Annotated in this window: 24 protein-coding genes; 2 read left to right on the plus strand and 22 right to left on the minus strand. The window is 59.4% G+C overall.

The features are described 5' to 3' along the window. Nucleotides 1–86: 86 nt before the first annotated feature. Complete coding sequence (locus tag HMPREF3155_RS07255; RefSeq protein WP_061926171.1) at nucleotides 87–266, minus strand: antitoxin; 180 nt, start codon at nucleotides 264–266, stop codon at nucleotides 87–89. Between the two features lie 461 nt (nucleotides 267–727). Between HMPREF3155_RS07255 and HMPREF3155_RS07260 the strand changes: the two genes are divergently transcribed. Continuing rightward, nucleotides 728–1993, plus strand: a complete 1266-nt coding sequence (locus tag HMPREF3155_RS07260; RefSeq protein ID WP_070432939.1) for a site-specific DNA-methyltransferase — start codon at nucleotides 728–730, stop codon at nucleotides 1991–1993. A 5-nt stretch (nucleotides 1994–1998) separates the two neighbouring features. Here HMPREF3155_RS07260 and HMPREF3155_RS07265 read toward each other — a convergent pair whose 3' ends face one another. The 3 genes from HMPREF3155_RS07265 to HMPREF3155_RS07275 all read right to left on the minus strand — a co-directional run bounded on the left by HMPREF3155_RS07265 (nucleotide 1999) and on the right by HMPREF3155_RS07275 (nucleotide 6264). Next, entirely contained in the window at nucleotides 1999–2934 is a 936-nt protein-coding gene (locus HMPREF3155_RS07265) for a CE1 family esterase (RefSeq protein ID WP_235597047.1), read from the minus strand. A gap of 103 nt (nucleotides 2935–3037) precedes the next feature. Beyond that, nucleotides 3038–4789, minus strand: a complete 1752-nt coding sequence (locus tag HMPREF3155_RS07270) for an ABC transporter ATP-binding protein (protein ID WP_070432940.1) — start codon at nucleotides 4787–4789, stop codon at nucleotides 3038–3040. Further along, nucleotides 4789–6264, minus strand: coding sequence for an ABC transporter transmembrane domain-containing protein (locus tag HMPREF3155_RS07275; RefSeq protein ID WP_070432941.1), 1476 nt, complete (start codon nucleotides 6262–6264; stop codon nucleotides 4789–4791). Before HMPREF3155_RS07275 ends, HMPREF3155_RS07270 begins: the two co-directional genes overlap by 1 nt. 68 nt (nucleotides 6265–6332) lie before the next feature. Between HMPREF3155_RS07275 and HMPREF3155_RS07280 the strand changes: the two genes are divergently transcribed. Further along, nucleotides 6333–7136, plus strand: coding sequence for a class I SAM-dependent methyltransferase (locus tag HMPREF3155_RS07280; RefSeq protein ID WP_070432942.1), 804 nt, complete (start codon nucleotides 6333–6335; stop codon nucleotides 7134–7136). An 18-nt stretch (nucleotides 7137–7154) separates the two neighbouring features. Here HMPREF3155_RS07280 and HMPREF3155_RS07285 read toward each other — a convergent pair whose 3' ends face one another. The 18 genes from HMPREF3155_RS07285 to HMPREF3155_RS07365 form a co-directional block, all read right to left on the minus strand. Continuing rightward, nucleotides 7155–8540 carry an anaerobic C4-dicarboxylate transporter gene (locus HMPREF3155_RS07285; RefSeq protein WP_061926154.1) on the minus strand — a complete coding sequence of 462 codons (1386 nt, stop codon included), beginning with the start codon at nucleotides 8538–8540 and terminating at the stop codon, nucleotides 7155–7157. A 133-nt stretch (nucleotides 8541–8673) separates the two neighbouring features. Continuing rightward, nucleotides 8674–10317 (minus strand): ribosome biogenesis GTPase Der, encoded by a 1644-nt coding sequence (gene der, locus HMPREF3155_RS07290; RefSeq protein ID WP_061926149.1) that lies wholly within the window; start codon nucleotides 10315–10317, stop codon nucleotides 8674–8676. Then, nucleotides 10310–11005, minus strand: a complete 696-nt coding sequence (gene cmk / locus HMPREF3155_RS07295; RefSeq protein ID WP_061926186.1) for a (d)CMP kinase — start codon at nucleotides 11003–11005, stop codon at nucleotides 10310–10312. Before cmk ends, der begins: the two co-directional genes overlap by 8 nt. A gap of 11 nt (nucleotides 11006–11016) precedes the next feature. Then, nucleotides 11017–11949, minus strand: coding sequence for a pseudouridine synthase (locus HMPREF3155_RS07300; protein ID WP_061926146.1), 933 nt, complete (start codon nucleotides 11947–11949; stop codon nucleotides 11017–11019). A gap of 76 nt (nucleotides 11950–12025) precedes the next feature. Beyond that, complete coding sequence (gene scpB, locus HMPREF3155_RS07305) at nucleotides 12026–12571, minus strand: SMC-Scp complex subunit ScpB (protein WP_061926143.1); 546 nt, start codon at nucleotides 12569–12571, stop codon at nucleotides 12026–12028. Between the two features lie 79 nt (nucleotides 12572–12650). After that, the gene (locus HMPREF3155_RS07310) at nucleotides 12651–13448 is read right to left on the minus strand and encodes a segregation and condensation protein A (RefSeq protein ID WP_062034955.1); all 798 of its coding nucleotides are present in this window, start codon (nucleotides 13446–13448) and stop codon (nucleotides 12651–12653) included. A gap of 11 nt (nucleotides 13449–13459) precedes the next feature. Further along, nucleotides 13460–14338, minus strand: coding sequence for a ParA family protein (locus HMPREF3155_RS07315; protein WP_201057392.1), 879 nt, complete (start codon nucleotides 14336–14338; stop codon nucleotides 13460–13462). Nucleotides 14339–14451: 113 nt separating this feature from the next. Beyond that, entirely contained in the window at nucleotides 14452–15537 is a 1086-nt protein-coding gene (locus tag HMPREF3155_RS07320; protein ID WP_070432943.1) for a hypothetical protein, read from the minus strand. Between the two features lie 41 nt (nucleotides 15538–15578). Continuing rightward, the gene (gene xerD / locus HMPREF3155_RS07325) at nucleotides 15579–16475 is read right to left on the minus strand and encodes a site-specific tyrosine recombinase XerD (RefSeq protein WP_070432944.1); all 897 of its coding nucleotides are present in this window, start codon (nucleotides 16473–16475) and stop codon (nucleotides 15579–15581) included. Beyond that, the gene (locus HMPREF3155_RS07330) at nucleotides 16472–17110 is read right to left on the minus strand and encodes an NUDIX domain-containing protein (protein ID WP_070432945.1); all 639 of its coding nucleotides are present in this window, start codon (nucleotides 17108–17110) and stop codon (nucleotides 16472–16474) included. Before HMPREF3155_RS07330 ends, xerD begins: the two co-directional genes overlap by 4 nt. After that, a complete protein-coding gene (locus HMPREF3155_RS07335; protein WP_070432946.1) occupies nucleotides 17111–18031 on the minus strand; it encodes a copper transporter in 921 nt (306 codons plus the stop codon). Continuing rightward, on the minus strand, nucleotides 18031–19215 hold the full coding sequence (steA, locus tag HMPREF3155_RS07340) for a putative cytokinetic ring protein SteA (protein WP_062034945.1): 1185 nt from the start codon (nucleotides 19213–19215) through the stop codon (nucleotides 18031–18033). Before steA ends, HMPREF3155_RS07335 begins: the two co-directional genes overlap by 1 nt. Nucleotides 19216–19241: 26 nt before the next feature. After that, nucleotides 19242–20918: a DNA repair protein RecN gene (gene recN, locus HMPREF3155_RS07345; RefSeq protein WP_070432947.1), complete on the minus strand. Its 1677-nt coding sequence runs from the start codon at nucleotides 20916–20918 to the stop codon at nucleotides 19242–19244. 33 nt (nucleotides 20919–20951) lie between these two features. Beyond that, complete coding sequence (locus HMPREF3155_RS07350; RefSeq protein ID WP_061926116.1) at nucleotides 20952–21833, minus strand: NAD kinase; 882 nt, start codon at nucleotides 21831–21833, stop codon at nucleotides 20952–20954. Then, complete coding sequence (locus HMPREF3155_RS07355) at nucleotides 21830–22639, minus strand: TlyA family RNA methyltransferase (protein WP_070432948.1); 810 nt, start codon at nucleotides 22637–22639, stop codon at nucleotides 21830–21832. Before HMPREF3155_RS07355 ends, HMPREF3155_RS07350 begins: the two co-directional genes overlap by 4 nt. Next, nucleotides 22639–22800: a hypothetical protein gene (locus HMPREF3155_RS13040; protein WP_167599038.1), complete on the minus strand. Its 162-nt coding sequence runs from the start codon at nucleotides 22798–22800 to the stop codon at nucleotides 22639–22641. The genes HMPREF3155_RS07355 and HMPREF3155_RS13040 overlap by 1 nt, the downstream gene beginning before the upstream one ends. Next, on the minus strand, nucleotides 22791–23774 hold the full coding sequence (locus tag HMPREF3155_RS07360; protein ID WP_062040675.1) for an HAD-IIA family hydrolase: 984 nt from the start codon (nucleotides 23772–23774) through the stop codon (nucleotides 22791–22793). The genes HMPREF3155_RS13040 and HMPREF3155_RS07360 overlap by 10 nt, the downstream gene beginning before the upstream one ends. Nucleotides 23775–23776: 2 nt before the next feature. Further along, nucleotides 23777–24742 (minus strand): tetratricopeptide repeat protein, encoded by a 966-nt coding sequence (locus tag HMPREF3155_RS07365; protein ID WP_070432949.1) that lies wholly within the window; start codon nucleotides 24740–24742, stop codon nucleotides 23777–23779. Between the last annotated feature and the right edge of the window lie 510 nt (nucleotides 24743–25252).

Genomic DNA, 25252 nt, shown 5'->3' on the forward strand with positions numbered 1-25252 from the left:
AGCTCCCAGCAAACTAAGTTGCCGGGAGCTATGGATTAATTCGCCAAGATTGGGACACTGGCTAGGCCCCAATCAAGCAATAAGCTTTAGGCGCCAGCGTTGCCGATCTGGTCATCGAGCTTGTCGCGACCCTGCTGAATCTTGTCAGCCTTGTCCTCGCCGAACTTCTGCTCTGCCACCTCAGCAGCCTTGTCGAGGCCCTTATCGGAAATCTGCTCGCCCTTGTCGGAGTTCAGTGCGTCCTTTGCCTTGTCGAAGATACCCATTTAGCATCCCAACCTTTCTAAAATACTTTCGATATATCTTTCACCGCACCCCCAATGAAGGCTAAACCCCTTCATCGCGAATGCCTTTCCAACGCTACATGCGTTTGCCAATTCATGCCATAAAGAACTATTTATAGACGGGAATAGGCTCGCCATTTTCGGACAATCGCAGTCCATTCGCCTTTCCTTAAAATTTTCAGATTTCTCAGGTTTTACCTGCGATAACACCCCCGAGTCCACCCCCGATTTTAAGTATTTGTTCCAGCAATATAAGAGTCAACAAATTAAGTAAAATTAGGGAATGCTAGCGTAGCAGAACATCACTCAAATGATCCTGACGGTCGTTTTCTGGTGTTTTCCATCGGTACGCGCGCAAACTTGCAAAAATGATAGCCGCGGCATGGGAGGATGACCCAGCCCCCATCATTTCCCCCACCACCTAAAATCATCCGTTTTCAGTCATGACCTCAACCCACAGCGACTCCGCGAGCGCCCCAACTGCCGATTCCCAAGCCCAAGAGGAATTCTTTGGGCTTGTCTGGCCAGGCAAGGCGCAAGCAGCAGAACAAGCAAAAATTGCGACCACCAAGCAAAAGATTGCAGTGTCAACGCCGGCAGCTTGTTCCAATTCCATCGTCGAAGGCGACAACCTCGACGCGCTCAAGCTGATGGTGGCAGATGGCTTTGCTGCCGATGTCATCTACATCGACCCTCCTTATAACACCGGCAAAGACTTTGTTTATAAGGACAATTACCGCAGCCGCCGCAAAATGAACTCTGGCAGCTATAGCGGCTGGCATGCGCAGTGGCTGTCTATGATGCTCCCCCGGCTCATCCTCGCGCGACAGGTCCTCAAAGACACCGGTTTTATCTTTGTCTCCATCGGCGAAGATGAAAGTGCCAACGTACGCAAAGTGTTGGATGAAATATTCGGTGAGAACTGTTTTGCCGGACAATTGATCTGGAAAAAGGGCGGGACCGGGAAGAACGACTCCAAATACGCGGTGGTCGAGCACGAGTACATCCTGGCTTATGCCAAGTCCCCAGCTAACCCTGGTTTCAACGCCGATTCTGAAGCTCATACCACGACCAAGTACAACTTCAGCGACGAAAAGGGAAACTATTCGCTGGTCCGCCTAGACTCCAAAACACTGGGTTATCTTCCTTCCCTAGACTTTCCCATCGCAGATCCCCAAGGCCGCGAATACTGGCCCCACCAGCCAGCCGGCAAAGACAAGGTCGCGCGCTGGCGCTGGGGCAAAGACAAGGTCGAGGCCAACTATGAGCAATTGGTCTTTCGACGCGGTTTTGTCTACACGAAGAACTATCAGAAAAAGGGCGCGCGGCCGCGTTCCATCCTGGACGGTGAACGCTTTGGCGTCACACGCGCTGGACGCCGCGATGCGGAGGACGTCATGGGAGTTCAGGGCGTCTTCGATTTCCCGAAGCCAGTGCGCCTTATCAAGCACCTCATCGCCATCGCCGGCGGTCCCGACGCCGTGGTGCTAGATTTCTTCGCCGGATCCGGCACTACCGCTCAGGCGGTCTTAGAACTCAACGACAGCGACGGCGGCTCCCGCAGCTTTCACTTGGTCCAGATGCCGCAGCCTACCGATAGCAAAGGCCCGGCTTTTGCCGCGGGGTATAAGACGGTCGCAGACATTTGCATCGCCCGCGTCGCCGCCGTACCAAACGCTAAGTTTGCACACTACGTCCTGCAGGATTAGCAAGACTACTTCGTTTTCTTGCCAGATTCTGGGTCAATGGTGCCTGCGGGGCGACCTGGAATACCGAAGAAGTCGAGAACGCGGTCGGTGGCAAAGCCCTTGCCTACCTCCGCGCGATCGTCGGCAAGCCCGCCCGGCCAGATATGCGAGCCGCCGCCGATACGGATGTGCTGCAGCGGAGCTTTACATCCAATCCACGTTTGCTGCAGAGCGTTGTTAACCAGCTGCGTCGTTGAAATCTGCGTGGTGCATTCATTCCGGCGCCGGTTTTGCTCCATGACTTCCGCTACCGAATCGTACTTAGTGTCATGGCGGGTTCCGCCGTAGTACTCCACCACGGGGTCATCGGTGCCGTGCATATCTAGACGGCCGACCGGGGCTTCCGAACAGCCCTGGTGAATGCCCTCATAATAGGCCGCAGACACCGTTGCGATAGAGCGGAAAGTCTCCGGCATACGGCACGCCAAAAAGGCAGCAAATCCACCGCCGTTGGATAGGCCCGCGGCAAAGATACGGTCATCATCTACCGCATAGGTAGCACGCAAGCTATCAACCACGTCTGCAACGAATTTAAGGTCTTCCTCCTCGCTCGTCTTCGCATAAGGCGCCGGCGTCCAAGCATTATCCTCACCTTCTGGATAAACCAGAATCGCTTTCGCGGCGTTGAACTCCGTATATCCCTCAATGGTCTTGGGCTTCTCGCCCCAACCGTGGAAGACCATCACCACTGGCCAGCGCTTATCCGCGTCATAGTCTTCCGGCACATGCAGCAGGAAGGTGCGGCCATTCGGCATATTAATCTGCTTGGTTTGACCTGGCTCCGGGCCATCCAAAGGCGCTGAGACAGGGATGCCGAGGTCAGAGTCCTTATCCCAGAGTGTTCCGGACTCTGGTGCAGGCTCCTGCGTTGGCGTTGCCGAACAAGCTGTGGCAAAAGCCAAATTTAGACAAAACAGCACAAGCAGTGATTTCTTTAGGCTGCTCCGAGTAGAGCCGGCAAAAGCCCACCGCAAGTTAGAACAACGAGCATTAAGGGACACCTTCTCAGTCACGTCCTTTCTGCCACGCGTTCCACAATTGTTGATATCGGCCTTTAGAATCTAGCAGCTGCGCATGAGTGCCCTGTTCAATCACCCGGCCATCTTCCATAACCAGCACACAATCAGCCTTGGCGGCTTGGTCAAGACGGTGGGCAACCATAAGTGAAGTGCGCCCTTTTGTGACGGCATCGGCAGCCGCGTCGAGTGCGCCCGCACCACGCGAACCGGCCTCCGCAGTTGCCTCATCAAGAACCACGATTGCCGGATCCAGCAACATAATACGAGCCAGCGCCAGCTGTTGCGCTGCAACGGGGTCTAGCTGAATGCCCCAAGCGCCCACGACTGTATCAAGGCCATCGGCCAAGTCCTCAACCCAGCGCGCCTGGACTGCGCGTAGTGCCTGCCAAATCTCCTCGTCACTGGCATCGGGGTTACCCAGGGACAGGTCATCGCGCAGCGTGCCGGAAAAGACGTGGACTTCCTGGGAGACCATGGCCAGGCGGGTAACTCGCTCGGCGTCGGAAAGCCACGAGACCTCTACCCCATCAACCTTGACGCTGCCAGCACTCGGCACGCGCAGACCAGCCAGCAGCGCCGCAACTGTAGTCTTTCCCGCGCCGGAAGCACCCACCAGTGCGACGGACTGCCCCGGCGCAATGCTGACGTTGACGTCGCGCACCGCCCACGCGTTATCGCCGTAGCTAAAGCTAACGTCCTCCATCGCGACCTCACCACGCGGAGCCGGAGCTCCTGCGGACGGAATTGCCGCGAGCGGATCCGTAGTAACGCCAACGATGCGTGCGAGAGAGGCATAGCCCGACTGCACCGTATCCAGCACGCGCATAAGCCCGAGCAGCGGGCCACGCAGGCGGATAAGCATCAGCATCGCCGCCGTTACTGAACCCACCGTCATCGCGCCCTGCGTTGTAACCCAAAAGCCCACCAAAAGACCGACGCTCAACATCACCAGCTCCACGGTGGTGATCCATAGCTGCAAGACCATCATCGTGCGCCTTGCGGCGAAGCCATGCTCAACCACCTCACGGGAAGCGCCATTGATGCGCTCACGCATCTGCGGCTCCATCTGATAGGCACGCACAGTGGCGCGTCCGTGGATTGTCTCCAAGATGCGGCGCGCACGCTCCGCCATGGAGGCCCGCTCGTCTGCATAGCGCTGTGGCGCATGGCGCAGGTAGTTGCGCGCGGCAAAGAAATAGATTGGCGCTGCACAAACCACCACCAGTAGGAACTGCCAGTCCAATGTGACCAGGGCGATGGCGGTAGTGCAGATGGCAAACAGCGAGCTTGTTAGGACCGGCGCTGTCTCCGTCACGGCGGAGGAAAGCTCAGCCACGTCATCCGTGGAGCGGGAGACCAAGTCACCCGATCCGGCCTCCTCCACGCGGTGGACCGGCAGGCCCAAGGCCGTACCGACAGTCTCCTCGCGCAGGTTCGCAATCACTCGCTCAGTAATGCGCGAAAGCAGATAAAAACCGGCCGCAGAAAGCCCTGCCGAGGCAATCGCAACCACGATGAGCCCAATGCCAATACCGCTGAGACTGCGCAGCTGCCCGCTCCCCTCAACCACCGCGTCGACAATCTTGCCCAGCAGCACCGGGATATAGACATTGGCCACCGCACCACCGGTAAGCAACGCCAGCGCCAGGAAACAGACCTTGCCCGCATTCGGCAACGCCTTCACGTGTTCGCCCACCTTGCGGCGGACCTGCGGCCAGGTTGCAGTAGGAAAACGCATTAGATGTCCTCCCCTTCGCTCGCATGCGCGGCTGCAGCAGGCTCGCTCACACTATCGGCCACCGCGGTCCACGCCGGCGCGTTGGTATATACCACGGTGGTCATCCCGCGGCGGGCGTCACGCACGCGCTCAGCGACGACCTGTTCCGTCACCGAGTCAAGCGCAGTGGTCGGGTCCTGAAGGACGAGCACCTCGGCGTCGGCAGCAATCGCGCGCGCCAACGCAACGCGCTGACGCTGACCACCAGACAGCGCCCCGCCGTTTTCGCCGACCTCCTTTTCCAGACCGCCGGGAATATCCTCCGCCGCCGCGACATGCAGCGCTCGTTGCGCCGCACCCTTATCCGCAGCAATGTTGGACTCAACGGAACCTGCAAAAAGGTCCGCCGCATGCGGGGCCACAAGGAAGCGGTCTCGCGGCAGGTCAATCAGCTCTCGCGGGGCCACTCCCTTGATGACGTGCAGGCCAGGCTGCCAGCCAGGATCCCTAGCATCCGCCGCCTCACGGAAAGGCGCGTTGAGCAAAGCCGTAATGCGGCGACCACTAGCTTGAGCCGCGGCCCACCGCGAGGCAATACTCTTGCCCATCATCGTCATCGGCGTGATGACGAACTGCGTTAGGCCGACCACTGTGATGAGTTGTCCAACGCTCATCGCGCCCTTTACCGCCATCGCGCCGGCGGCCAGAGCTACCACGATGACGTAAATGGAACCGACAGCTTCGGTCGTGGCATTCAGCCGCGCGCGGGCGCCATTGGCAGAAACCGTCTTTGTATAGGCCGTGTCCGATACCTGCGAATAACGGCCCCGCACCGTATCGATAGCGCCTAGGCCTTTCAGAATGCGTAGACCCTGAACCACATCGGTGGCCATCGCGGAAGCCTGTGCTAGGGCGGCCTGACGCGCGCCCGAGCTCTGCCGCAAAGGCTTTGCCGCACGCAGAGAAAACCAAACCACCAGCGGTCCCCCGAGCAAGATGGCAATTCCCAGCGCCCAATTAACGCGCGAAGTCATCACCGCGACGTAGACAATGGCGCTAACTTCCGCCACGGGAAAGACAGTCATGATGACCGCATCAGACACGCGCTTGGTATCTGAGGACGCGATGGACAATAACTCGCCCGCCGTATGTTTAGCACCGGCAATCCCACGGGGATCCTGAATGCGATCCGTCACCGCCATGCGCAAGTCATGGCCAACCTCCAGCATGGCTCGGGAAAACATTCCGCGCGCGCACCATGCCGCCGACGCATTAACGCAAAAAATAGCAAGCAAAATCCCCAACCAGCGCAGCAAAGAGGAAAAGGACTGATAAGCAATCGCTCCATCGATAGCGTTTCCTACAACAACTGGGGTCATGCCGTTGCACAAGAATGAAACGGACATCAATACGGCCGCAGGGATCGTCTTTTCGCGCCGAGAAAACACGGTCTTTAAAAGCCACCGTGAATCCTGAGGTACGGGAAGTCTCGACATGGTGACCCATTCTATTTCAGCTTGGATAGTTTTCCGGAACCGTCTAACACGGTAGGTTATAAGTCCATATGACTTCTCAACTGCCCAACCCCGCGCACTATCCGAGTTACCGCAAGGCCTCGGAGAAGCAAACCCCTACCTTCAAGGGGGCGGAGCATCGTGCAGCCTCCGCACGTGCCTTCGTGCAGGGTGCCGATAACTACCATGACGTGCGCCCCAGCTACCCTGCCGAAGTAGCCGCACTAATAGCGGATGCCCACACGGTGGTCGATATCGGCGCTGGCACCGGCAAGCTCACGCAGACGCTGCACAATCCCGTCGTTCTGGCCTGCGACCCTTCCCCCGACATGACGCGTGTGTTGCGCACCCAGCTTGGTATTCCAGCCTGGCGGGCGGTGGCGGAGAGCACTGCGCTTGCCGACGCCTCCGTGGACGCTGTCGCCTGCGCCCAGACCTGGCACTGGGTCGAAGTGGAAAAAGCCTGTAGAGAATTCGATCGCATCGTGCGGCCAGGCGGCAAGGTGCTTCTAGTGTGGAACACCCTCGACGTCGGCGCCGACCCGTGGATCCTGCGCCTGGCCCGCATCATGCACTCCGGCGATATTCAGCGCCCCGGCTTCCTCCCCGAGCTTGCCCCTCCCTGGGAAATCGAGCGCGAACTGCGGCTTAACTGGGCTCATACGCTCTCCCCGGAGCAGCTACATCAATTGATGCACACCCGCTCTTATTGGCTGCGCAACGGAGAAAAGATCCATGAGCGCATGACTTATAACCTCGACTGGTATCTCTTCGAGCACATGGGCTTTGCGCCCGGCCAGGCAATCGACATTCCGTATCGCACGGATGCCTTCTTGCTGTGCCGAGCGCACTAGAACCCGAAGAGTCTAGAACTAGAGAAGTACTGTCGCCAGCAGGGAGCCCACGACGCAGGAGGTAAACACCGAGATCGCGCCGGGGATGATGAAGGAATGGTTTACCACGAACTTGCCGATGTGCGTGGTGCCGGTGCGGTCGAACCCGATGCAGGCAAGGTCCGAAGGGTAGGTCGGCAGGATGAAGTAGCCATAGGCGGCACCGTAGAAGCCAACGATGATGGCTGGGTCAATGCCCAGGGACATTCCGATCGGCGCAATGGCTACCAGAGCGGCGGCCTGGGAGTTGACCAGCTTGGACACGACGATCAGGACGATGGCATAAGCCCACGGAGCGGTCTCCACAATTCCGCCCAGATTAGATTCCAGAGAGTCGATGTGGGCTTCGAAGAAGGTATCGGCCATCCAGGCCACGCCGAAGACCGAGAACACTGCGGTCATGCCCGCCTTGAACACTGGCGTGGAGGCGATCTTCTTGTTGTCGACGTCGCAGAAAATCAGGATGATTGCACCGGCAACCAGCATGACCATTTGAATGACCAGGTTCATCGACAGGGCCTTCAGCTCGCCGTCCTCATTCGGGAAGGAAGGACGCAGGACGTCGAATGCGCCCAAGATGACCACGATAGCGATGGCGGATAGGAAGACTGCAACGGAGCGCTTTGCCGACGCCGGGAATACTTCGTCCAGCAGGGAATGACTGGAGGCAGAGATGGTCTTGGCAAACTCCGGATCCTTCATCTTCTCTTGGAAGACTGGGTCCTTATCAAGGTCCTTACCGCGACGCAGCGACCAGAGGGCGGCCAGGATAACGCCAGAGAGCGAAGCCGGAATGGCGACCATGAGGATCTGCGGGATGGAATAGGACGTGCCGGTGATACCAGCGTTCTCAGCGATGATGGAGGCCAAGGATACGGTAGCAACGGAGACTGGCGAGGCGGTAATACCCATCTGGGCGGAGGTCGAGGCAACAGCCATCGGGCGCTCCGGGCGGATGCCCTTCTTCAGGGCGATGTCCTCGATGATGGGAAACATCGTGTAGACAACGTGGCCGGTACCGCACAAGACCGTCAGGAACCAGGTGGTAAGTGGAGCCAAGATGGTGATGCGTTCTGGATGCGCACGCAGGAATTTCTCCGCGAACTGCATCATCACTTCGAGGCCTCTCGCCTGCTGCAGCGTAGCCGCACAGCCGATGACGGCGATGATGGTCAGCATCACGTCCACCGGTGGCTCGCCCGGAGCCAGGCCGAAGACAAAGACCATGACGATAAGGCCGATGCCGGAGATAAGGCCCAAGCCGAGGCCGCCGTAGCGGGTGCCGAGCAACAGCGCGGAGAGAATGACGATGACTTGAAGAACGATCGCCACTACTGAGGTGGGATCGAGAACTGAGGCTAACATGTCGCGCCTTTCGGAAAACCAAATCAGTTAGACATACTTAGACTATCCAAACGGGCATGACATCACAGAACCAAAAAGACGAGCTATTCGTCACACTTAGAGTGTTTGTTGAACAGCTCGCCTTTTGTTCGCGTTAGCGCTTAGAGTTCTTACCGCGGCGCTCGCGCACGCGCACCGCGATGCGCACCGGAGAACCGTGGAAGCCGAAACGCTCGCGGAACTTGCGCTCCAGGTAGCGACGATAACCAGCGTCCAAGAAGCCGGTAGTAAACAGCACGATTGTCGGCGGCTGCGTCGATGCCTGGGTGGCAAACAGAACGCGCGGCAGGCGGTTGTTCTTCATCGGCGGCGGGTTAGCAGCGATAGCCTCACGCAGCCAGTTGTTCAGCTGGCCGGTAGACACGCGCTGATCCCAGCTCTCCAGAGCCTCAATCATCGCCGGCTCCAGGCGCTGCAGGGCGCGGCCGGTCTGCGCAGAGATGTTGACGCGGGTAACCCAGGGCAGGTGGCGCAGCTGCTCGTCAATCTCACGATCCAGGTAGTAGCGGCGGTCCTCGTCCATCAGGTCCCACTTGTTGAACGCGATGACTAGAGCCTTGCCGGATTCGAGAACCATGTTGAGCACACGCTGGTCCTGCTCGGAGACCTCCTCGGAGGCGTCGATAAGCATGATGCACACCTCAGCAGCGTCGATGACTCCGCGGGTACGCAGCGAAGCGTAATACTCATGCCCCTGCGCGTTCTTGACCTTCTTGCGCAGGCCCGCAGTATCGATGAACTTCCAGAGACGCTGATCAAGCTGCACCAGTGAGTCCACTGGGTCGACCGTAGTACCCGCCACATTGTCCACGACGGAGCGTTCCTCGGAGGTCAGCTTATTCAGCAGCGAGGACTTACCAACGTTCGGCTTACCCACCAGCGCCACGCGACGCGGTCCGGACGTAATCGATGAATGGCGCGGTTCCTCGGGGAAAAGACGCAGAATCTCATCCAGAACGTCCGCGCCACCGCGGCCATGCTGCGCGGAAACCGGCCACGGATCGCCCAAGCCCAAAGCGTAGAACTCGGCCATATCGGCGTACATGGTCTCAGAGTCGAATTTGTTGGAGACCAAAATGACCGGAACCTCAGACTTTTGCAGCTTGCGAGCCATAACAGAGTCGGTCTCGGTGATGCCGACCTTCGTGTCGACCACGAAGACGATGACATCTGCAGTCGCCATGGCCTGCTCTGCCTGGCGAGCAATAGCAGCGTGGATGCCCTTGACGTTCGGGTCCCAGCCGCCAGTGTCTTGGACGAGGAAGCGCTGGCCGTTCCAGTCCGCGATATAGGAAACGCGGTCACGGGTAACGCCTGGGTGGTCCTCCACCACTGCCTCACGGCGGCCCAAGAAACGGTTTACGAGGGAGGACTTGCCCACGTTTGGGCGGCCAACAACAGCCACGGTGCAGAGGTTTTCCTCGGTGTGGGAATCCTGCACGCCGAAGGCACGGGAAAGTTCTTCCCATTCCTCCTCGCTCATTGGCTCTTCGCCGTCAGACTCATAGTCTTCACCGAAGTCGGCGTCGCCGAACTCGGAATCATCAAACTCACCGTTCTCGAGCTCCGACTCGTCGAATTCGTAGTCGAATTCTTCGGCATCGAAATCGCTCGGGGCCCAGCCGCCGTGCGGGTCACGGGCTACTTCTTCTTCGAGCTTGCCCACTGGGTAGTGGAACTGGGTATCGAAGTCGCCTGCGGCGTTATTGTCTTCTTGACCTGCAAAATCCTTAGACATGTGCAGACTCCTTCACGATTTCGGTGAGAGCGTCGAGGACCTCTTCCAAGCTCATGAAAGAGGTATCAACGAGGGTGGCATCCTCGGCAGGACGCAGCGGAGAAGTGGCGCGGGAGGAATCCGCGGCATCACGGCGCTCGACGTCTGCCAAGACGGTGGCGAAATCAGATTCCAAGCCTGCAGCAAGGTTCTGATCGTGGCGGCGCTGGGCACGTACCTCAGCGGCGGCGGTCATGAATGCCTTCGCCGGGGCGTCGGCAAGCACCACAGTTCCGATGTCGCGGCCTTCAACGATGGCGCGGTGCGCATCCCGGGCCAGCTTGCGCTGCAGCTCCACCAGGTTCTGGCGAACCTCAGGGACCGCCGAAACTGCGGAGACGTTACGAGTAACTTCGTCCTCACGAATGACGCGGGAGACGTCTTCGCCGTCGAAGATGACCTGCTTGGAATCCGGATCATCGGAGACCTCCAGTGGCAAGTCTGTAGTGGCCTTGATGACCGCATCCGTATCAGCTGGGTCGATGCCAGCGCGCAGAACTGCGAGCGTGGCAACGCGGTACATGGCGCCAGTGTCGACGTATTTTGCGTCGAGGCGCTTAGCCAAAGCACGGCAGGTGGTGGACTTGCCGGTGCCGGAGGGCCCATCGACTGCAAGGATGAGTCCACCGTCAGGCATGTTTGAAATCATGTTTCCTTCCATTACATCCCCACCGCCTTGTACAGGCTGGTCAACTCACTGGAGTTGAGCGCACGCAGGATACCTGGCTTCATCTCGCCCAGCTGCAGAGTGTGCAGCTTGGTGCGAACCAGACGCTGAACTGGGAAGCCAGCTTCCTTAAGCATGCGGCGGACGATGTGCTTGCGGCCTTCGTGCAGCTCAACGCGGACCAAGGAGTAACCCTGGTTCTTGTCCACGACCTGGACATAGTCGGCCTTTGCCAAGCCGTCCTCGAGCTCCACGCCTTCCTTCAGGGTGCGTACCAAGCCGTTGCCAGCCTCGCCTAGAACGGTAGCGAGGTAAGTCTTGCGCACCTCGTACTTCGGGTGCATCAGGCGGTTGGCCAGCTCACCATCATTGGTGATGAGGATAAGCCCCTCGGTATCGGCGTCCAGACGGCCGACGTGGAACAAACGCTGACCTGCGGCCACGCGTTCACCGATGAGGTCGCCGATGCAGGGGCGGCCCAGTTCATCGCTCATGGTGGACTGCAGACCGCGCGGCTTGTTGAGGATGAAGTACTGCGTTTCTTCGTTGACGTTGATGCGCACGCCGTCGACGCGGATGATATCCACGTTTGGGTCGACGCGTACGCCCTGCTGCATGATGATTTTTCCGTTGACCTCAACGCGGCCGGCATCGATCATGATTTCGGCGTGACGGCGGGAGGCAACGCCTGCCTTGGCCAAGACCTTCTGGAGGCGTTCGCCCTTGGAGTTATTCGACTTGCCTTCGGTCAGCCAATCTGCGCCCAGTTCGCGGGCGACGGAATCTGCGGTGGCCTTCTTTTTCCTATTTGCGCGTTCACGCTTGTCGACGTGTTGATGGCGGGCCGGCTTCGCATTGGAGACAAGCATCTCGCTGTCTCGCTGCTTCTTTTCCGGTGTGCCGTCTCGGCGAGCGGGTGGGGTCACAATAAGTGTCCTTATCAGTAGAAGTTATGAAGTTACCTGCGCAATGCTACCCCACTGCCGCGCACCGTGCGAATACCTAATATTCGGAATCGATCTGTTCCATATCCGGCAAAAGCGGTGCAAGATCCGGCAGGCGCTCCAGCGAGTCAATGCCCAGCAGCTCCAAGAAAAGCTCGGTGGTTTCGTAGCGGTGTGCTAGGCCTTCCTGCGGCAGCTCGCGTACGAGACCACGCACGGTGAGCGTGCGCATTACACCATCGACGTTGACGCCACGCACCGCAGCAACCTGGGCGCGGGTGACCGGCTGGCGATAGGCAACCACAGCAAGGGTTTCCAGCGCCGCACGGGAGAGCTTGGTCTGCGAGCCATCAAGCAGAAACTCTTCTACTGCATCGGCATTCTCCTGGCGGGTATAAAAGCGCCAGCCCTCCGCTGTCTCGCGCAGATCAATGCCTGAGCCCCGGGAATCAAACTCGCGCTGAATCGCCCGCAAGTGATCACTGACCACGGACTCCTCTAGGTCGAGCGCGCGAGCCAAAGACTCAACGGAGGCCGGCGAATCAATCACCAGAAGAATCGATTCAAGGCGCGAACGTTGCTGCGAGATTAGCGGAAGTTCCATGCCGGATACTGTACTGCACCGACACAGCTGGCCTACTGCGAGCCGGCATTAATCCCAGGCCGGGAATTACTCCACCGGTCTAATCCCAGTTGGAAGCCGCCACCACGGCAGGGTCCACGTCGAGACCGGTCCAGCTAAGTTCCAGTGGCCCGAGGGACTCTGGCTGCTCGGCGTCGACAGCCTTGGCCTTGTAGAGCTCCAGCAATGCCAGGAAACGGCCGACAACCTCCATCGAGACGGTGCAATCACGCGTGAGAGCAGCAAAACTCATCCACTGGCCCTCGCCCAGCAACTTCAGTGTGCTGAGGATCTTGCCGGCCTGCTCTGGGACAGAGACAGCAACCTGGTGAATATGGCCCGTGGCCACCTCATCCGGTGGCTTGGGGCGGAAGACGCTGGCAGCCAGCTCGGCAAAGGAGGCTGGCGTATGCCCTAGGCGCACGGGTGGGAGAAGTTCCACGAAAGCCTTCTCCATGGAGACAGCACGCGGATAGCGACGCCGCGCCTGTCGCTGCCATTGGGCGAATTGGTCGGCGACTTGCTTATAAGCCTTGTACTGCAGAAGCCGGGCGAAGAGAAGGTCGCGCGTTTCGAGCAGCTCAAGGTCTTCCAGATCGTCGACATCGCCGCGCGGCAAGAGGCGGGCCGCCTTCAAATCCAGCAACGTGGCAGCCACGAGAAGAAACTCGGTGGTTTCATCCAAATCTGCGGTAGCCCCCAGCTGGCGGGTGTACTCGACGAACTCATCGGTGACCTCAGAAAGCGCCACTTCGGTTACGTCCAACTTTTTCGACTGGATCAGCTGGAGCAGCAGATCGAAAGGGCCCTCGAAGTTGCGCAGTGCAATTCGAAAGCCCGTAATCTCCGGTTGGGTCACGGATAAACTTCCTAGACGGTGGAGCGCTCAATAACCTCTTTAGCGAGGTTGCGGTATTGCTGCGCCGCCTGGGAGCTAGGAGCCCAGCTGGTAATCGGCTCACCGGCCACGGATGTCTCCGGGAAACGGACCGTACGAGTAATAACGGTGTCGAAGACCTTGTCACCGAAGTACTGGACGACGCGATCCATCACCTCTCGGGCGTGCTTGGTGCGGCGGTCAAACATGGTGACCAAGATGCCCATGACCTCAAGGTCGAAGTTAATGCGCTCGGAAACTTTGTCCACGGTATCGGTCAAAAGTGCGAGACCGCGCAAGGAGAAGAACTCGCACTCCATCGGGATGATGACGCCCTGGGAACAGGCCAAAGCATTGACCGTAAGCAGGCCCAATGACGGCTGACAATCAATGATGATGAAGTCATAATCACGGCGGATAGGGCGCAGCGCACGGGCCAAGGTGTGCTCACGGCCGACCTCGTTGACCATCTGAATCTCAGCGGCCGACAAGTCAATGTTGGCCGGCACAAGGTCGAGGTTCGGCACACCAGTATGTTGGATGGCGGAATGGATAGAAGTCTGGCTATCCAACATCACGTCATAGATGGTGTCCTCGATTTGGTCATGGGTCAGGCCCAAGCCTGCGGACAGTGCACCCTGCGGGTCCAGGTCAACGAGCAAGACTTTACGGCCCAACTCTGCAAGGCACGCGCCCATGTTGATGGTCGAGGTGGTCTTGCCAACGCCACCTTTTTGATTACACATCGAGATGATGGTTGCTGGCCCGTGCTTTTCCAACGGAGCTGGATCTGGCAGCTCACGGATTGGACGCCCAGTCAGCCCCACCTGCGCTTCAGAGGCTGCAAACAGTCCCTCTTCGCCCACAGTCACACCTGCTTCCTTGACCACAAATCGATCGCCAGTGCCACCCGATGCGGGTGGCTGATTACAACGTTGTGATTATAGAGTACCCGCTCTGACCCTTTCATCGCGATCAAGCAAGACTATCCAGTCTCTTGACTTGATTTACGGCGACGCGAAAGCAGCCATCCCAGCACAATTAAAAGCAGAACGCCGCCGGCACCAATAGCCCACGGAAGAATCGAAGAACTATTCTTCGAATCCGCATTGGCACCTTCACCGGAGCCATTGTCAGGGTTTGGTACTTCTCCGGCAGTTTCCTTATTTGGGTCCGTCAGCGTCACTACGAGCACCGCCGCGTTATCGGAATCGCGGACCAGCTCCATGATGAATGGGTTATCCGGGGTTTGGCCTTCCGGATAGGTCAACTCAAGCGTGCGCGAGGACTTATCCACCTTGCGCTGAACGCCCTTGATGAACTCGCCCTTCGCATTGAGATAGCGCAGCGTAACGCCAGCCTCGTCAGTGTCCTTGAAGCGGTTATACAGATCCAGAGCCTGCATCACGCCCATCTGCGCCGTGATGGTCTGGCCTTCAATCGTTGCGTCCAGGTTGATGTACTCCGCCTGCGACACATCGACCCCACCTGCTGCCGCAGGATTATTCGCAGGGGCACCGCCCGGCACACCACCCTGAGCGCCTGCCGCAGCACCAGCGCCACCACCATTTTCATCGGCAGTGCCAGCGCCACCGCTTCCGGCCCCAGCACCGCCATCGGCACCAGAACCAGAACCGGAGCCTTCACCAGCGGGGCCGCTGCCAGCCGCATCACCGGCAGTGCCACCGCCGCCATGCAGCACTGCCCCGCCGTCCCCTCCATTGGCGATATCCTCGCCGGCGTTATTGAGGTCTTCCTGGGTGACCGAACCATCGGCCACGAGCGTCAGGCTAATGGTCGTGCCTTCGTAGGTTACCGGCACCGTGACTTGGCCGCCTTCGGGCGGTGCGGTAATCGTGGCTGATCCGCCGGAGGCATTGATGTTCCAGCCCTCACCGGCATAACTTACGTCCACAGGGACCGGTAAAGACACGGTCGAAGTTTGGCCCGCTGGGACAGAGACTGAGGCGTCCTGTGCCTGCGCAGGCGCTACCGCCAGCACCATCGCCACTACCGCTGTTGCGGCAGCCAGCTTTGCCCCGCGCGTTACACCGGCAAGATTTTTCAGCATGTTCTACTTACTTTCCTGTCTATTTTTAAATTCGTTTAAGCCTAAGCCCTGGGATGCGCCGTGCGCCAGACTTCGCGCAGAGAATCCGCAGTGACGTGGGTATAGATCTGAGTCGTTGTCACCGAGGAATGCCCCAGCAGCTCCTGCACGGTACGCACGTCCGCACCGCCTTCTAATAGGTGCGTGGCAAAGGAGTGGCGCAGCGTGTGCGGTGAGATTGACTTTTTAATCCCGGCCCGCGCGGCGGCCTGTTTCAACACCGCCCATGCGCTTTGGCGAGACAGAGACCCACCGCGCGTATTGAGAAATAGTGCATGGGACTTGCCCTTCGACAGAACCGGCCGGCCCCGCACCAAGTACTCCTCCACGGCCTTTTGCGCCTGTGATCCCACCGGAACCAAGCGCTGCTTATCGCCCTTACCGGTTAACATCAACATGCCATCGTTTTCGGTTACATCATCAACAGTTAAAGAGGTGACCTCCGTGATGCGTGCACCCGTGCCGTAGAGCAATTCCAGCAGCGCACGGTCGCGAATATCAATCGGAGTGGCCACTTCCCCCGTAGGCACCGAATCGAGTAGCTTTTCTACCTCCTCAATCTGCAGGGTTTCCGGCAGGTGCTGCGCATTCTTCGGAGGAGTCACTTCACTAGCCACATCCACATCGAGGATGCCCTCAGCCACGGCGAACTTGTGCAGCCCACGGGCGACGATGAGAGCCCTGCTTGCCGACGACGCGGCCATCGAGCCGCGCAAAAACTTCAGGTAGTTTTCAACCATGCCACGGTCGACTGCCGCTAAATCATCCACCCCATTGTCAGCCAGCCAGCCCAAATAGCGACGCACATCCCTGCGATAGTTGCTCAAGGTATTGGCCGAAGCGCCTCTTTCCACCGCTAGGTGGTTGAGCCACGTCGCAGCTAGTCCCTCCGCCTTCACAGCTTCTTCAAGTCAGGGCCAGGGCGACGCGCAGCCATCGCGGTCGGGCGCAGCTCGAAAGGCTCGTCCACGCTACGCGTCTTGCGGCCGCCGCGATAAACAACATAGGCCGCCAAGATGCCGGTGGCCGCTATCGAATTGACGATGTCACCAGAAATCACTCGATCGACCGCCTCATCAAGCGGCACCCACGCGAAGTCCATGTCGGCTTCCTCATCGCCTTCAGCATCCATTCGCGGGACAGCACTTAACCCACGGGATAAAAACACGCGCACGGCTTCCTCGCAGAAGCCCGGCGAGGTGATTATATCCGCAAGCACGGACCAGTCTTCAGCGGCCAACCCGGCTTCTTCCTGCAGTTCCCTCTTCGCTCCGGTGAGTTCGTCCTCCCCCTTGATGTCGAGCAAGCCAGCAGGAAGCTCCCACAGGCGCCTATCCGCACTACGGCGATATTGATTGACCATGGCGATGCGCTCTTCATCATCCACCGCGACGATAGCCACAGCGCCAAAGTGCTCTACTACCTCACGGTAGGCGGTGGTCCCGCCCGGCATCACTACTTCGTCCCGGCGCACTGCGATAATCGGGGCGTCGAGAAGCAGCTCACTGCTGCGTACCTCGAAGTCATGAGCCATTTAGAGATCCTCCGGCAGGCTCGGCGCCGCCGCATCGGCTGAGGAAGCAGCACCATAGGCACCCTTGCCTCCGTCGAGCTGCTCCTTTGCCGCCATAACCGCAGCCATGCGCGAGGTGGTGCGGTCGATGGAGTCCACCGTCGAGATATCGGATTTGGCCTCACGCAGCTTGCCAATGACGCGATCTTCGGCAGCCTGCTCTACGCGTGTTGCCACCACAGTGTTTCCGCCGGCCGCGTCTAGGGCCTCTAGGAAATTGACCGTCTGATCGGTGTAGTAACCAGGAAAGCCCTTACCACCGACGTAAACCACGGCCTGTGCAGGCAAAATAGTGCCGTCTTCATAGTCGATATAGCCTGCATCGCGCAGCGCCTGCAGCAGGTTCGCGCGGTCCTTGGTTGAAGCCAGTGGCTCGGTGGTCTTTGGATCCATCAGCAAGGCCGCGGCCAGGGCCTGGCCGGAGTGCGTGCCTGCATCTACCTTCTTGGGATCAAGCTTGGCACCCGCCGGCAATGCGCTAGTAACCAAAGAAAGCAGCTTATCCGCGCCCTCCTGGCGGTAGAACTCGTCCGTTAGCTTGATCTCGCCGGCATCTTCGGCATCCGCGGACTTGAGCAAGCTGCGGATTGCGCGCACGTCGCCCTCGCTGGCTTCCCCAGTAGAGATAACCAGCACGGGACGCTGCGCCAAGCTGCCATCAACTACGGCGGGAGCCAGTTTGTCAAGGACGGAGTCGCTAGAGTCTGCCTGTGCCTTGAGCACTTCCTCATTCTGAGCCTTCTTCTGGAACTCCTCGCGTAGCGATGAATCGCCCCCGGCACCGCCCGACGGCATATTCGGAGCAATCGCCAGCGCTCCCAAGGCCACGCCCACGGCGGTGCCGAAACCAAGACCAGCAACAAGAAGTGACTTACTCGCCATTACTTAAACCATCCTTGCACGCTCAAAGCAAAGTTATTCCAGGTATCGATGAGGTTCTGACCGAAGGAAGCGTCGCCGCCCAAGCCCACGATGATGACGATCACGGCCAGCGCAACCAGGATGCCAAGCAGAGCCCAGAGCCATCCGATGCCGCCGGAGCTCGGGTTGGTGTAAAGGTTGATGACGGAATCGGCATCCACCAGGCGCGTGCCCGCCTTCATACGGGAAAGCATCGCAGCCGGAGTAGCGTGCTCTTGCTTAGCAAAAATATCGTCCAGGTCCAGGGAGCGGCCGACCTGCACAATCATCTGGGCGCCGTGATAATCAGCCAGCAGCAGCGCAAGATCGGTGGCGGAGTCTGTTGCCGCCGGGAAGGTCATCGCACCAATGCCTAGGTCTTGGATGCGCTCAAGGCCCTCCGCGGTGCCGTCTGGATCTGCAGGCAAGATAACGCGCGCACCGCAGCGCAGAGTCTCGGAGCTAATCTCGGAAGGATCACCGACAATAAAATCCGGCTTATAGCCCAAATCCACCACGGTATCTGCTGCAGAATCCACACCAATGATGATCGGTTCGTATTCGCGGATGAAGTTGCGCAGCAGCTTCACCTTGTTGCGATGGTCCGTGGACGGCGAGACAACCAACACCTTGCGGCCTGCCATCTCAGTGCCGGAATCCGGAACGCCCAGGCCGTCGATAAGCAGCGGACCCTCGGAATGGATGAACTCGATGGAGTTGCCGAAGAAAGCCTCCATATGGTCAATCAGCTCGCGTTGTGCGGAGGAAAAATTCTTCTCGGCCTTCTCGCGGCTCACAACCTTGCCCGTGGCCACCTCGGTATCGCCAATGAAGACGGCGCCTTCCTCATTAATCCGCGCCTTCTTGCCGTCCTTAAAGCTGGAGACGAATTCCTCGCCCACGCCCTCGATCAGGGTCACACCAGCGTCCAACAGCATGTGCGGGCCGTAGTTCGGGATGGACCCGGTGGTAAATTCTGCGACGTTCAGGACAGCTGCAGGCTTGATATCGACCAGCATCTGCGCTTCCTGACGGGAAATATTGGCGGCATTGATGACGGCAAAGTCACCTTCGACGAACTTCTTCATGCCCTTTCCGCCCGGGGTGCAGTCACGCAGCGCACCGTGTTCACCAGGCAGATCGGAGTTACGGGAAAACAGACTCATGTCTGCCATTGTCCCCCGTCACAAACTTAAATTGTGGAAGGCGCGCGGAACGCTGCCACTTCTGCCTGAGCGCGATCGAACAATTCCTGTGCATGCGCGCGGCCGGTCTCCGTATCATCCAGACCCGCGAGCATGCGGGCAAGTTCTTCTACCCGCTCGCTAGCGCTGAGATCGCTGACACCGGAGGTGAATTTCTCCTTCGAGACATGCAGGTGACTATCTGCATAGGCGGCAACCTGTGGCAGGTGGGTGACCACGATGACCTGGTTGGAGGTAGCTAGACGCGCTAGGCGACGCCCGATTTCTACCGCGGCGCGGCCGCCCACGCCGGCGTCGACCTCGTCGAAGACCATGGTCGCACCATCTCCATCCGCCAGCACGACCTCCAGCGCCAGCATGATGCGGGAAAGCTCGCCGCCAGAGGCCGCGCCTGCCAGCGGCTTGCCGTTGAGTTGAAACTCCACCTCGTCGGCACCGGTCTTGGAGTACTTCGCTTCCCGGATTTCCACGTTGAGCGCGGAATTCGGCATGGCAAGTCCGTGGATTTCCTCGGTGACCTGCTTACTTAGGTTCTTCGCGGCCTTCTTGCGGGCCTTGGTCAGCGCGCTGGCCTTAGCTACCATTTGTTTCTCGGCCTCCATGACCTTAGCCTTGAGCTCTTCCAAAACCTCGGCGGAGGTGTCCATGGAGTCGAGTTTTTCTGCCGCGGCGTCACGCCAAGTCAAAACGCCGTCGATGTCTGCGGCATACTTGCGGGTCAGCTGCTTCAGATCTTGCTGACGGCGCAGTGATTCTTCGAGCAGGTTTGGGTCGGCAGGAAGCGATTCTAAGTACGTGCCCAGCTCAGCGGCGATATCGGAGACCTGGCTGGTGATATCGCTCAAGCGTTCACCCAATGCCGCGAGCTCCTTATCGCTAGAGCCCACCAACGCGGTGCTGGCACGGCCCAACAATGCGGAGGCAGCCTCGGCCTCGCCAAAAGAATCATCGCCGTCTACGGCCGAAAGCGCGGTCGCTGCCGCCTCGCGTAAGGTATCAACGTCCTGCAAGCGCTGGATGAGGGTAACAAGCTCGGTGTCCTCGCCCGGTTCTGGGGCGACCTCACCAATTTCATTGATTGCAAATTGCAGGCGATCTACCTCTTGCGCCAGCTCGCGGCGCGATTCCGTGCGGCGCTTATAGTCCTTGGCTAGGTCGCGCCAGGTGCGAAAAGCCTCGGTGTAGGTCTCGCGGACCTTAGCAATTGCAGGCTCCGAACGATCAACCGCGGCCAATTGCTGTTCGGCGGCAAGAAGACGCAGCTGATCGTTTTGGCCGTGCACCGTTAAAACGTGGGAAGAAAAATCACCCAGCGTTGCAGCAGGCACCGCGCGCCCGCCCAGGTAGGCGCGGGAGCGGCCAGCCGCCGACACCGTTCGGGAGGCGATATATTCGCCATTCTCGTCAGCGACGCCACCGACGGACTCCACGACCTCGGCGGCTGCCGCGCGAGCTGTGGCAAAGCGCCCCTCCACTGCTGCTTTCTGTGCACCATCACGCACGCGGGAGGCGTCGGCACGCCCGCCAGCCAGAAGGCGCAGGCCGGTGACAACCATGGTCTTACCAGCGCCGGTCTCACCGGTTAAGACGGTAAGACCTTCCGCGAACTCCGCCGCAGAGCGCTCAATGACGCCTAAGTCCTCGATAGTGATATCAACGAGCATGTCTGTGCCACACCTGCCTTTCTTTTAAAAAGCCTAGCTTTGCGGGCCGCGCCAGCCGTGTACTGGCAATCGGAGCTTAGATACCAACCTATCCGTAAAGGGTTGGTCATCCAGGCGCACCCATTTGACCGGATGCGCACCGCGCACCGCCTCCACACGCGAACCAGGCGGCATCGCGATTTCGCGGAAACCATCCAAGATGACGATTGCCGGAGAGGTAGCCGAGGCCGACTCTACCGCGACCTTGGACAGCGGAGAGACCACCATCGGCTTCGTGAACAACGCGTGGGCGTTGTTGGGAACCACGAGGAGAGCATCCAACGACGGCCATAGCACGGGTCCGCCGGCGGAGAAGGCATAGGCGGTGGAACCAGTCGGCGTGGAAATCAGCACACCGTCGCAGCCAAAGGAAGATACCGGGCGGCCATCGATTTCCAAGATGGCGTCCAGCACACCGGAACGGTTGAGATTTTCGATGGAGGCCTCGTTGAGTGCCCAACCGCGCTCGATGAGTTTGCCTGAGCGGTCAGTGACCTCGACGTCGAGAGTCAGGCGATCTTCTACCTCGTAGTCGCAATCGATGACGCGCACGAGGGCGCGCTCCAAGGATTCCGCTTCCCATTGCGCGAGGAAGCCCACGTGGCCCAAGTTGATGCCCAACACTGGGACATCGACTGCGCGAGCCATGTCGGCAGCACGCAGGAAGGTGCCATCGCCGCCTAGGACGAGGACGAGCTCGCAGCCTGCCGCCGCAGCCGGGGTGTGCTCAACGTGCTGCAGCTCCGGCAGCACGTGTTCCGGCGCGCTGACGCGGACCGTGATGCCGGCCTCCTGGAGAATCTCAGCGGCGCGAATGGTGGACTCGAGGTTGTCTGCACGGCTGGCGTGCGGGACAAGCAGAATTTCGCGCTTCACTGTGGCCCTTCCTCGATGGCAGTGCGCACCATCGCTGCGATGTCTGCATCTTTGGTTGCCTTGCCGTCTTTGACCAGCCACAGGAAATACTCCACGTTTCCGCTAGGTCCCGGGAGCGGTGAGGCTGCCACGCCTTTGACGCTAACCCCCAAGGTCTGCGCAAAGCGCGCCACCTCCTCGGTGACCTCCTGACGCAGCTCCGACGAACGGACGACGCCACCAGCGCCGATACGGTCTTTGCCGACCTCAAACTGCGGCTTGACCATGGGCAGCAGCCATGCGCCCTTAGCCATCACATCGACGATGGCGGGCAGCACCAGCTTCAAGGAAATGAAGGAAAGATCACCCACCATGGCATCACAAGGCCCCTCGGTGATGTCTAGATCAAGATTGCGGATGTTGGTACGGTCGAGTACCTTTACGCGCTCGTCGTTCTGCAGGCGCCACAGCAGCTGGCCGTAGCCCACGTCGACGGAGATCACCTCGCGAGCCCCTTTTCGCAGGCACACGTCGGTGAAACCACCGGTGGAGGCGCCGGCGTCGAGAACACGCTTATCTTTCAAGTCGACGTCGAAGGCCTCAAGCGCCCCGAGCAACTTATGCGCGCCGCGGGAAGCCCAGTCATCATTGTCAGCCGTTTCAACCTTGATGGAGACTTCCGGCTCTACGACGGTCGCGGGTTTGCTGGCCTTGAATCCGCCCACGGTAACGCGGCCGGCCTTGATCATCTCGACGGCCTGTTCCCTAGAACGAGCGATCTTCCTGCGGACGAGTTCTGCATCCAAACGACGCCGTTGTGGTGGCATTAGTTCTCCTGCAAGGCCTCACGCAGCACGGCGTGGGCGTTATCTAGTTGGGCTACTTCTTCGCTTAGCGACGCCGCCGGCTGCCCCAAGATTTCCGACATCGCGGCGTCGACCTCCTCGGGCGCCATGACGGCGCGCGGATCGTGTGGCTTTATCGCCATGCAGCTACTGCCTTCTCAGCAAACTCGCTGCGCGGCTGGATATAGCGTGGCGGCTCAGGCATGGCCCAGGCAACCTCAAGAACGGTGCGCAGCGCCTGGATGGAGGTGGATTTTTCGTTTCCGCCCTGCAGCACAATGTCATATCCGTCGCAGCGGGCGCGGAAATCGCCCTGTGCGCCGGGCTTTGCCACCGCAACGGGCAGCGACAGCTCGTGGAAGCCTGCACCGATGAAGTTCGGGCGGTGGGCTACCGGGGCCTCGATGAGCTCCAGCTCTCCCGATACACCGGTGAGCACGTGGAAGGTGTCCATCGCCGCTGCATTGCCACCGGCAATATCGGTGTCCAGGCGGTCACCCACGGCAAGAGGTTTTTTCGACCCGACCTTCTTCGCCGCATACGTAAACATTGCAGGCTCCGGTTTGCCGGCGGAGATGGGCTCCACGCCAGTCGACGCCGCGACTGCCCCCACGAGGGCACCGTTGCCCACGGCGAAGCCACGCTCGGTGGGCAACGAGGTATCCAGATTGGTGGCGAAGAACTTAGCGCCGTTGTTGATGGCGTAAGCAGCTTCGGATAGCTCCCTCCAGCCAATCGCCTTATCCATTCCCTGGACCACTGCTGCAGGCTTATCCTCGGCGCTGTCTACCACCTGGTATCCAGCTTCACGCGTGAGCGTACGGAAAGACTCTGCACCGATAACGAGAACCTTGGAGCCAGCCGGGATTTCCGCGGCCATGAGCACCAAGGAAGCCTGAGCGGAAGTCACGATGTGTTCCGGATCGGCTTGCAGACCGATCTCAGAAAGCATCGAAGTCACGGCTTCTGGGCTGCGGGACGCGTTATTGGTGACGTAAACGGCGGGAACGCCACAGGAGTTAATAACATCCACGACGCAGCGCAGCGGCTGGCCGCCTTCCCAAACGGTGCCGTCGAGGTCGAGCAAAAGCGAATCGTGGGCTTTGAGAATATTCATAATTAGATCTCTGCTAGGCGTTCGGCGGCGTCAGTCCAGTCCCCTTCATCGATTTTAACTGCATGCTTGAACCATTCCTTGGCCTCGTCCTTGCGGCCTGCTTCCAGCAGCGCATTGGCGTAGGCATAGGACAAGCGGCATGCAGAAACACCGCGGTCTTCCTTGTTTGGGTTAGCGCGCTGCATGGTCACAACGGCAGACTCTGCCTGACCCATATCGATGCGTGCGCCGGCGACGACGATGGCAAGCTCGATTGCGGAATCGGCATCTAGCTCGCGTGCTTCCTCGCTGCGACCAAGCTCGACTGCCTTTTCAGGACGACCCAGCCCGCGCTCACAGTCGGCCATCACAGCCAGCAGACCTGGGCCACCGGAGATTCGACGCGCTGCGCGCAGCTCCGACAGGGCTTCCTTCCACTCGCCAGCGTGGTACGCCGCGACACCATTGGCCTCGCGGGCGACGGCTACACGACCGGCACGGTCCTTGGCGGCACGAGCATGGCGCAGCGCTAGCTTCGGGTCATCATCCATCCAAGTGCCGGCCATGATCAGGTGCTTGGCGACGGCCTCCATGTTCTCCTTGGACAAAGAGCGCAGATCCTGCAGCACCGACGGATCCAGGTCCTCGATGTTGATATCGGAAGGCAGATCGGGGTCAGTCATACGACGGTTAATGCGCTCTTCGCGGTATCCGGAACGCTGCGGATGTGCCTTATCGAAGCGCTTACCGCCGTAACCGCGACCGCCACCGCGGCGATCGTTACCGCGTGCGTCATTGCGACGGTCATTGCCGCGACGCTCGTCGCGGTTTCCACGGCCGCCGCGACGGTTATCACGGCTATCGCGGTCCTCACCACGACCGTAGCCACGGCCACCACCACGGCGGTTGTCACGGCCACCGTTCTTGCGGTCACCGTAGTTCCCACGGCCGGAGCCGCCCTTACGATCGTTGAAACTGCGCTCAGACATCTAGCCTTACTCTCTTCTTGATTAAAACTCGTCCGTTACTACCGGCCTAGTTTACAGGCCATCAAGGACAAGACAGAAACCTCTACTTTACGCACCACAAGCGCTATAACCAAGCGGGGCCCAATCCAAATCAACCATCGAAAGCCCCATTCAATCTCAAAACCGGACAGAACCTGCATTCGAACCATCGACGCCATAAAATCTAGCGCTCTCAACGCTGCACTAACGAAGTCGAATGCTCCCGGGGTGCTTTATGTGGTGAACAAAGCTGCGTTCGAACCATTGAAGCCGCTGTAACCGGGCGTTGTGGGCGGGTTGGGTGGTTCGAATGCAGGCTGGCCAACGATAAGCGAGGCAACGTCGTGCCGATAGTCGTTGGCTGGCTGGTGGTGGTTCAATGGTGGAAAACGAAAAAGAAGGAAGGGAAGCAACCCGTATGTTTGGTTGCTTGCCTTCCTTTTTTGTGTATTGAGTTATGTGTTTATTGTTTTATGTCGGCGGTAACTTACT

The organism is Corynebacterium sp. HMSC06D04, from assembly GCF_001807315.1.
Classification (GTDB): Bacteria; Actinomycetota; Actinomycetes; order Mycobacteriales; family Mycobacteriaceae; genus Corynebacterium; species Corynebacterium simulans.

What these genes read in the sequence shown, in the direction of transcription:
- recN (WP_070432947.1), bottom strand. Translation starts at nt 20,918, where the DNA reads ATGCTCGTTGATATCACTATCGAGGACTTAGGCGTCATTGAGCGCTCT.
- HMPREF3155_RS13040 (WP_167599038.1), bottom strand. Translation starts at nt 22,800, where the DNA reads ATGGCGATAAAGCCACACGATCCGCGCGCCGTCATGGCGCCCGAGGAG.
- HMPREF3155_RS07355 (WP_070432948.1), bottom strand. Translation starts at nt 22,639, where the DNA reads ATGCCACCACAACGGCGTCGTTTGGATGCAGAACTCGTCCGCAGGAAG.
- HMPREF3155_RS07280 (WP_070432942.1), top strand. Translation starts at nt 6,333, where the DNA reads ATGACTTCTCAACTGCCCAACCCCGCGCACTATCCGAGTTACCGCAAG.
- cmk (WP_061926186.1), bottom strand. Translation starts at nt 11,005, where the DNA reads ATGATTTCAAACATGCCTGACGGTGGACTCATCCTTGCAGTCGATGGG.
- HMPREF3155_RS07275 (WP_070432941.1), bottom strand. Translation starts at nt 6,264, where the DNA reads ATGTCGAGACTTCCCGTACCTCAGGATTCACGGTGGCTTTTAAAGACC.
- HMPREF3155_RS07330 (WP_070432945.1), bottom strand. Translation starts at nt 17,110, where the DNA reads ATGGCTCATGACTTCGAGGTACGCAGCAGTGAGCTGCTTCTCGACGCC.
- HMPREF3155_RS07320 (WP_070432943.1), bottom strand. Translation starts at nt 15,537, where the DNA reads ATGCTGAAAAATCTTGCCGGTGTAACGCGCGGGGCAAAGCTGGCTGCC.
- HMPREF3155_RS07270 (WP_070432940.1), bottom strand. Translation starts at nt 4,789, where the DNA reads ATGCGTTTTCCTACTGCAACCTGGCCGCAGGTCCGCCGCAAGGTGGGC.
- HMPREF3155_RS07360 (WP_062040675.1), bottom strand. Translation starts at nt 23,774, where the DNA reads ATGAATATTCTCAAAGCCCACGATTCGCTTTTGCTCGACCTCGACGGC.
- HMPREF3155_RS07255 (WP_061926171.1), bottom strand. Translation starts at nt 266, where the DNA reads ATGGGTATCTTCGACAAGGCAAAGGACGCACTGAACTCCGACAAGGGC.
- HMPREF3155_RS07260 (WP_070432939.1), top strand. Translation starts at nt 728, where the DNA reads ATGACCTCAACCCACAGCGACTCCGCGAGCGCCCCAACTGCCGATTCC.
- steA (WP_062034945.1), bottom strand. Translation starts at nt 19,215, where the DNA reads ATGAGTCTGTTTTCCCGTAACTCCGATCTGCCTGGTGAACACGGTGCG.
- HMPREF3155_RS07365 (WP_070432949.1), bottom strand. Translation starts at nt 24,742, where the DNA reads ATGTCTGAGCGCAGTTTCAACGATCGTAAGGGCGGCTCCGGCCGTGGG.
- HMPREF3155_RS07335 (WP_070432946.1), bottom strand. Translation starts at nt 18,031, where the DNA reads ATGGCGAGTAAGTCACTTCTTGTTGCTGGTCTTGGTTTCGGCACCGCC.
- scpB (WP_061926143.1), bottom strand. Translation starts at nt 12,571, where the DNA reads ATGGAACTTCCGCTAATCTCGCAGCAACGTTCGCGCCTTGAATCGATT.
- der (WP_061926149.1), bottom strand. Translation starts at nt 10,317, where the DNA reads ATGTCTAAGGATTTTGCAGGTCAAGAAGACAATAACGCCGCAGGCGAC.
- HMPREF3155_RS07285 (WP_061926154.1), bottom strand. Translation starts at nt 8,540, where the DNA reads ATGTTAGCCTCAGTTCTCGATCCCACCTCAGTAGTGGCGATCGTTCTT.